The organism is Butyrivibrio sp. AE3004, from assembly GCF_000703165.1.
Taxonomy (GTDB): Bacteria; Bacillota; Clostridia; order Lachnospirales; family Lachnospiraceae; genus Butyrivibrio.
Map to the genome: position 1 here is coordinate 1 of NZ_JNLQ01000006.1, position 12,915 is coordinate 12,915.

The 12,915-nt window shown below is 39.6% G+C and carries 16 protein-coding genes and 2 pseudogenes; 2 read left to right on the forward strand and 16 right to left on the reverse strand.

Translation table 11 applies throughout. The features are described 5' to 3' along the window. Positions 1–95 precede the first annotated feature (95 nt). From BV60_RS0120565 to BV60_RS0120610, 11 genes are all read right to left on the reverse strand, one after another. Entirely contained in the window at positions 96–791 is a 696-nt protein-coding gene (locus BV60_RS0120565; protein WP_029323847.1) for a DUF6040 family protein, read from the reverse strand. A 19-nt stretch (positions 792–810) separates the two neighbouring features. Continuing rightward, positions 811–939, reverse strand: a complete 129-nt coding sequence (locus BV60_RS24085; RefSeq protein ID WP_255358157.1) for a hypothetical protein — start codon at positions 937–939, stop codon at positions 811–813. Then, a complete protein-coding gene (locus BV60_RS21445; RefSeq protein ID WP_051656944.1) occupies positions 911–1,771 on the reverse strand; it encodes a relaxase/mobilization nuclease domain-containing protein in 861 nt (286 codons plus the stop codon). Before BV60_RS21445 ends, BV60_RS24085 begins: the two co-directional genes overlap by 29 nt. Then, on the reverse strand, positions 1,749–1,961 hold the full coding sequence (locus BV60_RS23940; RefSeq protein ID WP_051656945.1) for a hypothetical protein: 213 nt from the start codon (positions 1,959–1,961) through the stop codon (positions 1,749–1,751). Before BV60_RS23940 ends, BV60_RS21445 begins: the two co-directional genes overlap by 23 nt. Next, positions 1,958–2,344 (reverse strand): plasmid mobilization protein, encoded by a 387-nt coding sequence (locus tag BV60_RS0120575; protein WP_051200972.1) that lies wholly within the window; start codon positions 2,342–2,344, stop codon positions 1,958–1,960. The genes BV60_RS23940 and BV60_RS0120575 overlap by 4 nt, the downstream gene beginning before the upstream one ends. A gap of 647 nt (positions 2,345–2,991) precedes the next feature. Then, complete coding sequence (locus BV60_RS0120585; protein WP_029323843.1) at positions 2,992–3,351, reverse strand: hypothetical protein; 360 nt, start codon at positions 3,349–3,351, stop codon at positions 2,992–2,994. Positions 3,352–3,374: 23 nt separating this feature from the next. Then, positions 3,375–4,304, reverse strand: coding sequence for a ParM/StbA family protein (locus tag BV60_RS0120590; RefSeq protein WP_029323841.1), 930 nt, complete (start codon positions 4,302–4,304; stop codon positions 3,375–3,377). A 35-nt stretch (positions 4,305–4,339) separates the two neighbouring features. Continuing rightward, a complete protein-coding gene (locus BV60_RS22460; protein ID WP_029323839.1) occupies positions 4,340–5,116 on the reverse strand; it encodes a helix-turn-helix domain-containing protein in 777 nt (258 codons plus the stop codon). A gap of 415 nt (positions 5,117–5,531) precedes the next feature. Next, complete coding sequence (locus BV60_RS22465; protein ID WP_051656834.1) at positions 5,532–6,737, reverse strand: tyrosine-type recombinase/integrase; 1,206 nt, start codon at positions 6,735–6,737, stop codon at positions 5,532–5,534. A gap of 5 nt (positions 6,738–6,742) precedes the next feature. Continuing rightward, positions 6,743–6,955 (reverse strand): helix-turn-helix domain-containing protein, encoded by a 213-nt coding sequence (locus tag BV60_RS0120605; RefSeq protein WP_051656833.1) that lies wholly within the window; start codon positions 6,953–6,955, stop codon positions 6,743–6,745. Then, positions 6,924–7,106, reverse strand: coding sequence for a hypothetical protein (locus tag BV60_RS0120610; protein WP_029323864.1), 183 nt, complete (start codon positions 7,104–7,106; stop codon positions 6,924–6,926). The genes BV60_RS0120605 and BV60_RS0120610 overlap by 32 nt, the downstream gene beginning before the upstream one ends. Positions 7,107–7,404: 298 nt before the next feature. On the opposite strand from BV60_RS0120610, the gene BV60_RS0120615 reads away from it, so the two are divergent. Both BV60_RS0120615 and BV60_RS0120620 read left to right on the forward strand, forming a co-directional pair. Then, the gene (locus BV60_RS0120615) at positions 7,405–8,052 is read left to right on the forward strand and encodes a helix-turn-helix domain-containing protein (protein WP_051200968.1); all 648 of its coding nucleotides are present in this window, start codon (positions 7,405–7,407) and stop codon (positions 8,050–8,052) included. 73 nt (positions 8,053–8,125) lie between these two features. Next, the gene (locus BV60_RS0120620; protein ID WP_029323861.1) at positions 8,126–9,610 is read left to right on the forward strand and encodes an RNA-binding domain-containing protein; all 1,485 of its coding nucleotides are present in this window, start codon (positions 8,126–8,128) and stop codon (positions 9,608–9,610) included. 67 nt (positions 9,611–9,677) lie between these two features. Here BV60_RS0120620 and BV60_RS0120625 read toward each other — a convergent pair whose 3' ends face one another. From BV60_RS0120625 to BV60_RS23595, 5 genes and pseudogenes are all read right to left on the reverse strand, one after another. Continuing rightward, a complete protein-coding gene (locus BV60_RS0120625; protein ID WP_197029629.1) occupies positions 9,678–10,259 on the reverse strand; it encodes a hypothetical protein in 582 nt (193 codons plus the stop codon). A 518-nt stretch (positions 10,260–10,777) separates the two neighbouring features. Then, positions 10,778–11,472 (reverse strand): annotated as a pseudogene (locus BV60_RS0120640) (DUF4825 domain-containing protein). A gap of 154 nt (positions 11,473–11,626) precedes the next feature. Continuing rightward, positions 11,627–11,725: pseudogene (locus tag BV60_RS24410) on the reverse strand (zf-HC2 domain-containing protein); the annotation flags it as partial. Positions 11,726–11,865: 140 nt separating this feature from the next. Then, positions 11,866–12,216, reverse strand: a complete 351-nt coding sequence (locus BV60_RS21455) for an RNA polymerase sigma factor (RefSeq protein ID WP_197029630.1) — start codon at positions 12,214–12,216, stop codon at positions 11,866–11,868. Positions 12,217–12,421: 205 nt separating this feature from the next. Then, positions 12,422–12,915: hypothetical protein (locus tag BV60_RS23595; protein WP_029324770.1), on the reverse strand; the 494-nt coding region annotated here is incomplete at its 5' end.

Genomic DNA, 12,915 nt, shown 5'->3' on the forward strand with positions numbered 1-12,915 from the left:
CATGTGCAAATTCTTCATTGTTTAATGACAACAATAAAAAACCTCCGCAAAACTTAGATTTTTGCGGAGGTTTAGTCTTACAAATACTATCTTTATCACTTTTTCTGCATTTTATCCCAATACCTGGATTTCCCTTGGTTTTCAAAGTATATATCCAAATAAATTATGACACCAAGATAAATTCCCTGCAAAAGTATTAACAGAACAACAAGATTAATGTTCATGATCTTATGGATTCCTTCTCCAAACAATATTACGGCTCCCAGAGATATCAGAAGTACTCTCAACCATAAGCTGCACCAGCGTTCCCTGTAATATCTGACAGTGATCCATGTACCGTAGCATATCCCTGCAATGAGTGCAGCTGTAAAAATAGTACTTGCGATCCTGAGAAACCATGCCATCCCAAAGGAATAAGCATAAAGCTTTTCAACTCCATTTATATATTTGGAATAGCAAGGTCTTTCAAGCCACTTCACAAATAAAATTAATCTATTCCATGCCCACACAAAAGGAACCATCAATGCATCTCCAATATCATTCAAAAATGCCGGATATGCCATCAGACAGCAGAAGAGGGTCGCGGCAAGAGATTCCCATGCGATTCGTTCTCTCTTTCTGGAAATATCTACTCTGTATTGGGCCTTTTTATTTGCCTCTATCTTGGCCTGGATGGCTTCTGTAATCTTCCCATCTGCAAGCTTCTTATAGTCAGATATATCCTTTTGAGCCTTGAGCTCGGCAGCCTCCTGGGCTGCCAAAGCTTCTTCAACGGCACTTACATTGGACATATCGACTTTCTTTTGCGTATCAGAGAGAAGGGCCTGTGTATCCGCGAGATCTTTTTCTAGTTTCTCTTGCTCTTTCCTGCTCTTTAGCCCTGCGTTGTTCCTCAAGTCTTCGTTCTCTTTCACGAGTTCTTGACTCTGTTTCTGCCATTCCGATATCTCCCCTGTTGCTTCGGGCTAGTGCTGATATCAGATCTGACTTCTCTGATGAGAGCGTCAGTATCGTCCGTTCGTTCTCCTTCAGCTTCTCGTCCTGCCTGGATATCACTTCTGCCTGAGTCTTCACCAGAGATTCTAGCGATTGCTGATTCGACCTCTGCATAATATCGCTCGAAGTATTCTGATTCACATTCTTCTGTTCCTGCTCCGAATTCATCAGCTCTTGGGTGACTGAGTCTGCTTTCATTCTGTCTTTCAAATTCATTGATTAAATCCTCCTTGTTAACCTTTAGACCTGCAAAGGTCTTTTCTATTTTGCTGTCACGGACTTTGTCTCCGTTTTCATTTTCAAATACTATATGCTTTCGCTTATCCTCCCACTTCACAGACCAGCCTTTTTCTGCCATTCCAGAAATAAATTCCTCTTTACTGGCTGACCTTGGTATTACTTCCATAAGGGCAATTCCGCAATCTGCCAAAAAGCTCTTTTTTGAATCATTGGTAAGAAGCTTGTAAGTATTCTTGTTCCATGAAATAATCTCACCCGCCTCTATTGGCGAGCCATCAAAGTGGCGTCCCTTTTCAGCAACATGAAGACCTTTTTCACGGCATAAATTATTAGTAAACACTTTCTGCTTCTCTAAGTCTTTACTTGACTGATGAAGCTTTCTGCCATCCATATAGGAAACAGTGTTGGTTACGATATGGCAGTGAAGATGATTCCTATCCTGATGGACAGCGATAAGGCTCTGATGATCAGGAAAAAACCTGTCTACAAATATTCTTCCTATCTCAAGAACTTCAGCAGGCGTCCACAGGTTCATCTTTATGAAAACTGATCACATTATGGGCACACATCCTACCGGAATCCTTATCCCATATCTTCTTTTCTTCAAGCCATGTCCTGTATACTGAATCATAGGTTATATCCTGTTCAGAAAATGGTCCCGTAATTTCCAGATAACCCTCCTTCACTTTCTCATCCTTGAGGACATACTCTATGGTATTCCTCAAGCCCCCGTGACTTTTAGGTGGCTTACTGACTGCCTTATTAATCGCCATCTGTTATCATCCTCCTTTCGAACATCAATAATCTTATCCGAGAGTTCTTCCAGTTTTTCTGCTGTTGCTAAAAGTCCCTTCCCATTGGCAACATGTGCCATCTGATTCACATTAGTAGCCATTCCTCTAAGCAGCCTGTCATGTTCAGCAAATTCTTTGTTGATTTCCTTTATTTCTGCAAGCTCCTCAGCAGAGGTAATGCTTGATCCACGGATTGCACTTATAATATATGACTGCTGTGTCAATCCGGATTCTTTTACTTTATCCTGCAATGCATCATATTCTGCATCATTCATGCGTATGGTGACTGCCTTATTTCTTTTGCGTTTAGCCATGCTTTTTACGCTCCTTTCATGATTTTTTCGCTGGTTTCCAAAGGGAGCGAGGGCCTTTGGCGTGGTGCAGGAGCAGAGCTCCTAGACTATTGGACAGAGGAAAAAGAAATTATCCAGTGGATGATTTCCTTTTTCTGAAGTCAGGTAGTCGGCTCCGGTGTGCAGAGGTCTGATAGACCTCGCCGGGGGTTCCAAGGGGGCGAAGCCCATCTGGCAAGTTTAGGAAGAGCCGAAAGGCTCCTTCCGGTGCAAATGTGGCTTGCCACTTTGCGAAACTTGCCATATTTTTCCATCGCCGATATGGCATTCAGTGTAGGGTCGGCTCGGCGGGCGATGGGGAAATATGTGGTCTTGCGATTTGCCCGGGCGAGAGATACCGATGCAGGGATGGAGAATGCTGCTATAGCTTCCGGCAGGAAGTAATAGTAGTATTCTTCATCTCTGTAAACAAAGAAGGAGCAAACAGTCCAGTGAACTATTTGCCCCTTCGAAGTGATCAGGTATCGAACGAACCGGGAAGAAATGAAATCGGTGCGAACTGCGCCGATTTCATTTCTGGTAAATCGCCTTGCTCCCATGAGCAAGAAATGTTTGGCATCAATCTGATGCCATATGAATTTTATGGGTGGCACCAAAGTGATGCCATCTTAAAATTCATCAAGAAAGCTAAGAGCATCTTCACTGACAGCCCTATATTCATCTGTGAGTGATGAATCCTTGGAGATTGCTGTTGTAATGTCTCTGGTTTCACAGGCAGGTATTTCTTTGATTTGCCTTATACCTGCTTCCAGTTTATTGGTGACCAGATCAGCAATTCTTTCAGCAATCATATTCCATGAACTGGTTTCAATGCTCCCGGCACTTACTGCTCCCTTGCATATGAGCCTGAGTGCAACTGCATTCTTGGAAATATTTTCCTCCTCAGAAATCCTTTGGAGTAATTCCCAGGCTTCTTTATCCTGAGGATTATCCATGCGGAATCTGATGCTTAATCTCTTTTCTGACATACAATCACCTCCGGGAAGAGAGCTTACGCGCCCTTCCTCAGTATGTGCTGTGCGTTGTAGATTTCTTCGTAGCCCTTGGCTGTAGCGCAGATGTCTTCAATGATCTCTACGCTTGAGGTATCATACTTTCCAAAATTTCTGATCAGGCATCCTCCGCCTCCAATGATATGGAGCTTAACAAGCTCCGAATCATACTCGTATTCACTGAGCTTATCGAAGATCATTTCAGTATATTTGACCGCCTCCCTGTGCATGACAGCCTGAATCCTTTCTGACACTTCAGACGTTCCACTTATTAGAAAGTCTTCAATAACGCTCTCATCAGGAATCTTTCCACATTCAGCCTGTACTTCATTCATGATTTTTTTTACACACTCATGAACACCAATCTTATCGGTATATTTTTTGTCAGAGACTGGTCGGCCATTAGTGATGACCAGTGTGTTCATTGTTCCATTTCCGATATCTGCCAGCATGTGGACTCCTTTATAATCCTGGAGCGAAGCTGCTATAGCCGCATAGCCCTGAGGATAGATCGCCACATCGCAGATTCTGATGTGATAATACTGCCCGCAGTATCTGTAACTAACTTCCCTGCTTCTCATCAGGTAATCCCTGAAGGAATCTTTCTGTTTTGACATCCAGTGAAGCGGAAGCCCAACTGCAAGTATCACATCTGCCGATCTTAAGCCTCTGAGTTCCAGTTCTTTTGCCACAGCAGCCAGAGTAAGGATATAGTAGTCATCGTCTGCATTCTTATTGGCTATGAATACCTTGTGACTTTCACCGATAACGTAATACATACCGTCAAGCTGCAACACATTTGTTGCTATAGCCGGATCCTCACTGTACTTCTTAACTCCACTCTTAAATACCGTATTTCTCGTCTTCATGTTTCCATATCCGTGATCAACTCCGATCACTAACTTTCCATCAATATATAAATCTTTCATACCTTTCAATCCTCCATTTTTTCTGAAATTTGTTTTTAGTTACATAAGAGCAGTCTTTCCAGCTCTTCATAGTCATACTCATTCTGCTGAAAATTGCAGAAGGCATTCTTTTTGGGCGAGGCTCCCGGCATTGTCACGGGACGGTTCAGCCTTTCCCTGCACCAGGCCCTGATGGTATCGTGGTTAAGGCATCCCTTATAACCATGATCCCTGATACGCTGTATCTGATAGTCAACACTTGCTTTGCCAAACTCCTTTATCAGATCTTCATATTCATCATCTGTGAGTGTGTCCTCCTTACTACACACTTCTTTAGTATTAGGTTTATAGTTATTAGATATATTATTAATATATTGTGGCGGATTCTCCGGCTGCGGTTTTTCCGCATACGGGTTTACCGCATCCGGATTTTCAGGACACGGTGAAGTCTCTGGTTTTCTCGGGAATTCTTTGATCACTTTCCTTGACCGATCAACTGGATCAGTGGGATCGGTGGGCTGTGTTGGCTCAGTAGGCTTTACCGGTGTCTCATGGACCTCAAGAATAGTAGAGTCAAACTTGCCTCCACCATCCCTGCTCTGTTCTCTTGTGATATACCCTTTATCAATAAGACTGTTCAGGGTCTTGGATACCTTGTCTTTTCCATCCGGAAGAATCTGGCAGAGCCCCTTGATTGTGAGCTGCCAGCTGTCCGGTAATGATAGAAGAGTCAGAAGCATACCTCGCTCCGTAAGCGATAAGTTTTTGTCTCTCATAATATTCTGAGAAACCAATGTGTAGTTCCCCTGGGTTTTGTTTTTTAATACTGCCATAAACTGCTCCTTTACTTGCATTAAAAAAGAGCTAAAAAAGCTCTCCATAAACCTTGTGTGAAAGTTTATAGAGAGCTGACAATTCTACCTTTTGTTCTACCAAAAAAAGCTCTATTCATCATTTTATTCTGTGTTATATGGTGTTATCATATAATCGTTGGATTGGAAAAGCCCTTGAAATAACAGACTTTGGAACGAAATAATACAGAACGGGAAATCCGTATCTATATTCGGGACGCAGAGGTCGCAGGTTCAAATCCTGTCACTTCGACTCAGTATTTACAAGGGTTTGCAGATTTGCAAGTCCTTATTTTTTTGTCCGAATTCTACCATTTTTCTACCAAATCCCTTTTATTCTTAGATTTATTATTTCATCGCAGAATAAGCTCTCTATAAACCTTATTAAGTTGTCATGTTACTGGTTGGAATAATCCTTAAGAGGAATAATTCCAGTCATAGCCTGCGAGATCTCTCGCTTAGCTTCTTTGTCTTTAACCTTTGCGTAAATCCTTAATGTTGTATCAATGTCTTTATGGCCAACCCATTTCTGAATACTCTTAACATCCATACCCTGGTGAACAAGGATGGAAACACAGGAACTCCTAAGACCATGAAAGGTAATATTCTGTGGTAGCTCCGGCATCTTCTTAATAAGTTTGCCAAACAGTTTTGTAGGATAATCCGGATAAAAAAGCGACCCATCAACATGTTTGAAGATGTAGTCGCTTTCGTGGTATCCGTTACCGCATAGTATTCTGTTTTTATTTTCCTTCTCCTTAAGCCTTTTGAACATTTCCACCTGCTCATCTGTCAGAGGATATTCTCTGGCACTTGAAGCTGTCTTGGTAGCATTAACACGATTCACTTTCGTTCCTCGGGTTACTGTGTGATTAATGTTCATGGTTTTAGCCTTGAAGTCTATAGCAGACCACCTTAGCCCAAGCATTTCTTCTCTTCTCATTCCAAAGAATAAGGCCACATAGAATAGTTCATATAATTCATGATCCTTTATGTTGTTCAGAAAGAGCTGCGCTTCCTCGTAAGAAAAGAATTTGTCGTCAGTACTTTGTTCCTTGGTGTATTTGACTGCGAGATTCTTGTTGATCTCTACCTCTTTGACTGGATTGCACGGGATAATTCCATCCTTTACAGCCTGATCCATAATACTCCCAAATAACACTTTTGTATCCTTAACTGTTCGTGGTTGTGCATGATCTGTTTCAAACATATTGTCCAGGAAGTTCTCGACCATAAGCACATTTACATCTTTGATTTTAGTATCACCAAAATACTTCGTTATCCTGTTAACTCTATAAAAATAAGAAGAAAGGGTTGTATCTGAAACCTCTCTCTTCTTTTTCTCTAGAAAACAATCTGAATATTCTTTTAGCGATACATTTCTGTCAACAGCAATCGTGGCCCTTTTACTAAGAAGATTTTGTCTCATTTCCGAGGCCTTCTTAATGTTATCCGGCGTATCCTTCAAACCTGTAGAAATCCACTTTTTCTCACTTTTCTTGACTCCATCCTTCACAAAATACTGATGAGTAATTATATAAAGATAACCATTTTTCCCCTGAATGCCGGTTGCTCTTTTTCCGTTTTTCTTCGGTCTTGCCATACTTTTTAACTTGCCTCCTTAACAAATTTCCTATCGGGGTACATAAATTCCAAGAGGTAAAGCTTTGGAATTCTGTATTTTCCCGCTATCATCATGGATTTAATAGTTCCGTCCCTCAGATAGTCGTACACCTTGTTACGGCCTATCTTAAGAATGTTTTTGACATCATTGATGCTTAATACATCGTCATACTCTGCTAACAAATTCGTGTATTCCATGTCTGCTCCTTTCTTTGTTTTTCTTCATCTCGTTTACTATTTTCTTTACTGCTTCGTAAGGTGTTGGATCCTTAACTCCGCATACATCCCTGAAATCTAAAAGCTCTTCTTTTAATTTTCGATTTGCTCGTTGTCTGGCTCTGTTTCTCATTTTCCTCCTTTCTCAGAGCATAATTCCTCTGTTTTTTATTTTGTATCGGCAACATCTGAATCAGGAAATGCCGGGGATTTCGGCGACATCCGGGTTTTCCGGGAAACGCTTGGTTCTTTTTAACCACCCTTTGTTATTCTTTTATAGCTTATTATGATTTATATTATCTTAAGCTATTTTTATATTATCAATATTATTTTTATATGTCAATATTAGTATATGCTATATTTATTACAGATAATACATTTCTTTCACTGAATGTGATAGAATATAGTACATACAAGAAAGGAGCATGACCATGGGTGATAAAGAAAACTTATTTGGCGAACGTCTTAAGATGTTACGATCTATGCAGGGGAATAAATCTCAGAAGGATTTTGCTGCGGAACTAGGTATTCCCCAGCCCACATTGTCATCCTACGAAAGTGGCAAAATAAAACCGACTGTAGACGCTATCATCAATATTGCTGATAAGTGTGGAGTATCAATAGACTGGTTATGCGGTCGAGACGAAACATTCCACCTTGGAAGTCTAGGCGATGTTCTATCATGCTTCCTGGAGTTATATGAAACCAATGAGTTTTCCATAAAGACTTCTATACATGACCGTGTAGACCTGGAATCAAAAGATGCTACTGAGGATGAAGATCGCAACTGGATAGAATTGAAGATTTATCACAACGAAGTTTTCCATAATCCAGAGGCTACACTTAATCAGGATTTATGCTCAGCTATTGAAAAAGCATATAAGCTTACAAATGAGCTGCGTCACTTTGAACGTTCACAAGAAAGCTATGAGCGTGAGAAGCTATATTTTATTGATAATATGAGAAGTGTTCCTATTACCAAAATTGATCATTCTGATATACCGGAAGAAGAGCAGAGAAAGCGCATGCTGGAGCTTATGAAGGCAGAATGGGAAGCGATGGAGAATGGTGATAAATAACTTTTCTTGATTAGACATCAGTTTGTGCTTTTTTTGCACATACTGAAATTACATACCAATGGAGGTAATAGATTTGGCTTTACCTGTAAGTATACATAGCCTTCTCTCAGGTCGAGAGGTTGAATGGGCTCGAATAGAATTTAAAACAACATGGGATCCTGCCGCTTCCCTTAAGACAATCTGCGCTTTTGCCAACGATTTGGACAATTGGGGAGGCGGATATATTGTTTTAGGAGTCGCTGAAGAGAATGGTATTCCTGTAAGACCATTAGTTGGAGTTCCTTTGGATAAAGTTGATGAGTGGCAGAAGAGTATATTCAAAAAATGTAAGCTTATTAGCCCTGACTATATGCCAATAATCGCAAAAGAAGAATATGAAGATAAAACATTCATCATTATCTGGTGTCCGGGAGGATATGGCAGACCATATTCTTCCCCGAAGACTATGGACAAAAACAACCACGAAAAAATAAGCTATATACGAAAAGGTTCAATTACAGCGGAACCTTCACCCGACGAGCAGAAAGAATTATATACCTTATCTAACAGAACCCCTTACGATGATCAGGTTAATCATAGAGCAGAGTTGTCAGATCTTAATTTCACACTGATTAAATCCTATCTTCGTGAGATAGACAGTGATCTATATAGTCTGGCAGACAGCATGGATTTTACCGAATTATGCAAAAATATGCATCTCATCAGCGAATTACCGGAATATGTAAAGCCCAGAAATGTTGCTTTGATGTTTTTCAATTCTGAGCCTGACAAGTTCTTTCCATATGCTCAGATCGATGTTGTGCAGTTTCCTGAAGGCGAAGGCGGAGACAAAATCATTGAGCAGACCTTTAAAGGGCCATTGCATGAGCAATTACGTGCAGCTCTTCGATATATTCAAAATATGATAATTACAGAAAAAGTTATTAAGTATCCAGATCGTGCAGAAGCTGATCGTTTCTTCAATTATCCGTATGCAGCCATCGAAGAGGCTCTTGCAAATGCCGTATATCATAAAGCTTATGATGAACGTGAACCAATTGAAGTTCGTGTTACCCATGACAAGATTGAAATCATATCTCATCCAGGACCGGATAGATCGGTAACACTTCAAGGTTTAAAGGAATACAAAGTATACAGTAGACGATATCGTAATCGCCGTATTGGTGAATTTCTTAAGGATCTTCATCTAACTGAGGGTAGAAATACCGGATTCAAGAAGATATTAAAAGCACTTAGCGCAAATGGATCTCCATTACCTGAGTTCGAGACTGATGAAGCCCATGATTACTTTGTAACAAGACTCTTTATTCATGAGAAGTTTTATGATGAGGGTGAAGATGGGGGTAGTACTACCCCCAAACTACCCCCAAATAATATTCATGATTCAATCCTCAATATGATGCGTATGAATCCTCAAATTACCAAGAAGGAAATAGCAGCAAATCTTGGATTAACAGTTGATGGAACAAGATATCACATAAAGAAAATGACGGATTCTGGTATGGTTAAATATATTGGAACTAGCAGAAATGGATATTGGAATATTCCACCTAAATAACATATTGTAAATACAAAAACCGGCAAGCCTCATACACATGAGATGCCGGTCTTTCCTTATTTACTATTCAATCTTTTCCCTTTTTTCTATTTAGAAAAAATCGAATTGCCATCACTATCAGAAGCACACAATATATTGTCGCTGTATATCTGAGAAAAAACCCCATGAATGCTTCTACTACGCCCATTATCGGTTCGTGAAGCAGCGCTTCATAGATCATCTCCAGGTTAAGTACTATGAGCGAAACATATGCAGTGACTGAAAAGCCCACCCCATCCTTTATGCTCCTGAAAAGCTCTACAGCAAAAATCAGCAGATTTAGCAGATATACCACAACAAACTGATTGGATATAAATGGCCCAACCTGCACAGGCTCCATACCAAAAGGCATCACACCATGCATGATCTTTAAGATGCACCAGCCAAACATAAGAGAGCTATATACTCCACTTATTAGGGAAGCTGCAAATCTTGCAAGATCTGGCCTGGATAGAATCCTCATTGAGGGCTTCCCTCTCGAAGAAATCATCATAAATATGACCATAGCAGCCATGATAGCAAGGATTAATGGATAAAAATCTGCATAAAGTGGGAAAATCGACGGTCCATGGAATATGCCATATCCTGCCACGATGATAATAAACTCCATAAATGGTACAAACAAGTGCCCTAAGAAGTCTTTTTCTAACACTCAAAAACATAAAAATACCAATAAGTATCAAAGCAATACCTGGTAAAAGTTCCAAGAATATATATGAATAGCTTATTTTGCTTGCAATAAAGTATGCTGTTGGTCCATCAGGAACTACTCTCCGCCAAAACTGTTTGCATAGGCTGTACTGTTTGTGGCCAATAAAATACGTCATACACTATTCCAATCATCTTAAATGCAAAAAGTATTATTCCTATTATGATTAACAAGGTTGGTATGGCTTTCTTCATACAGTATCTTCCTCAACGTTCCTATCTTTCTTAATTGCAAAAACACCCAAGCTGCTCTAAACAAGTGCAATCATCATGCAAATCAAGAATGCACTTGTATTTCATTTATCATAATTAACGTTTACTTCATCTCCACAATATACTTTTACATTACTATCAATAAAGGACAGACATTTTAAACATTTGGAGACAACCAATCAATTCAGACTGTTTTTTACTATTATCCTACATTTCAGTCTTTTTAAGTAACATATCTAAAACTTTTGCACTATTTCCACAGTTCTTGATATCCTGGCCCAGAAATTCAGTGGCTATTGATGCGTCAAAAGTTATTGTGCGATTTTTACCTGCAACCTTATATTTAAAAGTGACATGATCAAGGTTGCCTATAAGTCCAAGAAGCAGATACGAAGTGTATTCCATTTTTTGAGTTAAAAGATCTTCGTTTTCAGGGGGAATTTCTTTATCAAGGCAAGTATCCAACCATAGGGTTCATTGCTAGTTTCAAGCTGGCTTTGCATCTTTCCAAACTCTCCAAGCATTCCGCATACATCCCTCATCGCACAAAGTGTTTTTCCATTCGCAGATGCATCACCGACGTAGCTGTGTCTGGTTTCATAGAGCTTACCTGTACGGTATGAAATCAAGCTTCCATCTTCCCACACAACGACTCCACCAATCTTTACCTGCCTAAAATTCTCGGGATTCTTTAACGAATATGTAAATTCTTTTCCTGGACGGTTGATAAAGCTAACCGGAACTTCCCTCACCACCGCAGTTACAACGCCATCATCTTCTTTAAATCTTATTCTTGAGATTACATTTATGCTATCTTCGGTACTGACTTGTATATGCAAAACACTATCTTCCACATCCAGCTTTTCAATTGCATAATAGCCCTCTTCATAATCCGTTCCCACAATGAAAATCTTGATAAATACAATAAGAATACTGAGAATGATAGCCGCTGTGCTACCAATGATTATTCTTTTTCTGAGTCTATTTTCTTTTTTCAAAACTGAATTGCTTTTGTATCGTTATTGCCAGGAAAAAACTCTTTTTCTGTATCTCCGTTCATGCTTTCCAATATTTTTGACAATCCGGGCATTTCTCAAGATGGTCTTTTATGAGTTCATTGGTTCTCTCACTGGTAAGTCCATCTATATATGATGGAAAAAGATCCTGATCATCTCACATGGATCTTATTCATTCTCGTAAATTCCTTTCTAAGTTTTTCTTACTTCGTAAAAGTTACTCTTGCCCAGTTCTCTGTTTTCCCAAGTACTTCTCCAATCTCAGCAAAGGACGACCGCCTAGCCCACGAGGTAAGCTACTTCACGATATGGCTCTGGTAGATTATGTATGTGTTCATCAATTCTGACTTTTTTATTTGACTGCAGTGCGTACTCTCGCCGATTCCACAGGAATGTTAAGATCATCGTATAATCATGCTGTGGATTTTTGCGTAGGTAGCTAAGATATGTATTCTTTGCGATCGCGCAAAGCCATGTGGATAATTTGCAGCTACCATTAAATCGATTGATGCTTTTAATTGCCTGGCAAAAGGTTTCCTGTGTCAGTTCCTCCGCAAGGTCATCGTTCTGTGCAACCGACCTCAGGTATCCGTAAACCATGCGGGCATACTTTTGGTATATTTCATCCATTGGTTGCAAGTTTCTGTCTCCTTCATTGTCTTTTAAGATGTTTCTATATAGTTAATGCAGATAAACAAGAATTCGTTACAAAAAAGATTTCTTCTTTTAAAAATAAAGCTATAAAAAAGCCCCTCCCCGTATTGACGGAAAGGGAGCTAAGCATAAGTGCCCTACCATTGTGTTTCATTTAAATCATAAATATCCTAAATTCCTGTCAATTGTGCAAATATCCCTTTTGCAAGAGTTCATATATATCCTCTGCCACATCACAATACCCCTCATGTGTAAGTGTGTGACAGATTATTTCGCCATTTTTGATGAAAAGTGGATCTTCGAGTTTTATTCCCATAGACTCATCTTCCTTAAAATCAAAGAATTTTTTCAGCCCCATGAAAAATTCATATAATGTATAATCATTTTTCAGGAAGATTCTGGAATAACAGCCAGCAGAGTTGGGAACACCCTCCTCATTCGTCATCTCAATAACATTCTCACTCAGTTTCCCCCATTTACTCCGACTTAGCTCGTCCAGATCATCCAGCCAGGAATCTACCTTAAAACAAACTATATCTGTATTTTTAAGAACCAGCTTTATAAACCTTTGATACTCATTATGGTCTAAAACGTTGTAAGCTTCATATGAATCCTTTAGTTTAGCATTACATATAAATCTTTCTGTTCTTGCAATCTCTATTGAATTCATTTTTT

Bases quoted from the DNA above. Each gene is read 5' to 3' on its own strand.
- BV60_RS21455 (WP_197029630.1), bottom strand. From the start codon at position 12,216: ATGGATGAAATATACCAAAAGTATGCCCGCATGGTTTACGGATACCTG.
- BV60_RS0120590 (WP_029323841.1), bottom strand. From the start codon at position 4,304: ATGAAAGATTTATATATTGATGGAAAGTTAGTGATCGGAGTTGATCAC.
- BV60_RS22465 (WP_051656834.1), bottom strand. From the start codon at position 6,737: ATGGCAAGACCGAAGAAAAACGGAAAAAGAGCAACCGGCATTCAGGGG.
- BV60_RS0120575 (WP_051200972.1), bottom strand. From the start codon at position 2,344: ATGGCTAAACGCAAAAGAAATAAGGCAGTCACCATACGCATGAATGAT.
- BV60_RS0120565 (WP_029323847.1), bottom strand. From the start codon at position 791: ATGTCCAATGTAAGTGCCGTTGAAGAAGCTTTGGCAGCCCAGGAGGCT.
- BV60_RS21445 (WP_051656944.1), bottom strand. From the start codon at position 1,771: ATGAACCTGTGGACGCCTGCTGAAGTTCTTGAGATAGGAAGAATATTT.
- BV60_RS0120605 (WP_051656833.1), bottom strand. From the start codon at position 6,955: ATGGAATACACGAATTTGTTAGCAGAGTATGACGATGTATTAAGCATC.
- BV60_RS0120585 (WP_029323843.1), bottom strand. From the start codon at position 3,351: ATGTCAGAAAAGAGATTAAGCATCAGATTCCGCATGGATAATCCTCAG.
- BV60_RS22460 (WP_029323839.1), bottom strand. From the start codon at position 5,116: ATGGCAGTATTAAAAAACAAAACCCAGGGGAACTACACATTGGTTTCT.
- BV60_RS0120615 (WP_051200968.1), top strand. From the start codon at position 7,405: ATGGGTGATAAAGAAAACTTATTTGGCGAACGTCTTAAGATGTTACGA.
- BV60_RS0120625 (WP_197029629.1), bottom strand. From the start codon at position 10,259: ATGGAGTTTATTATCATCGTGGCAGGATATGGCATATTCCATGGACCG.
- BV60_RS0120610 (WP_029323864.1), bottom strand. From the start codon at position 7,106: ATGAGAAACAGAGCCAGACAACGAGCAAATCGAAAATTAAAAGAAGAG.
- BV60_RS24085 (WP_255358157.1), bottom strand. From the start codon at position 939: ATGGCAGAAACAGAGTCAAGAACTCGTGAAAGAGAACGAAGACTTGAG.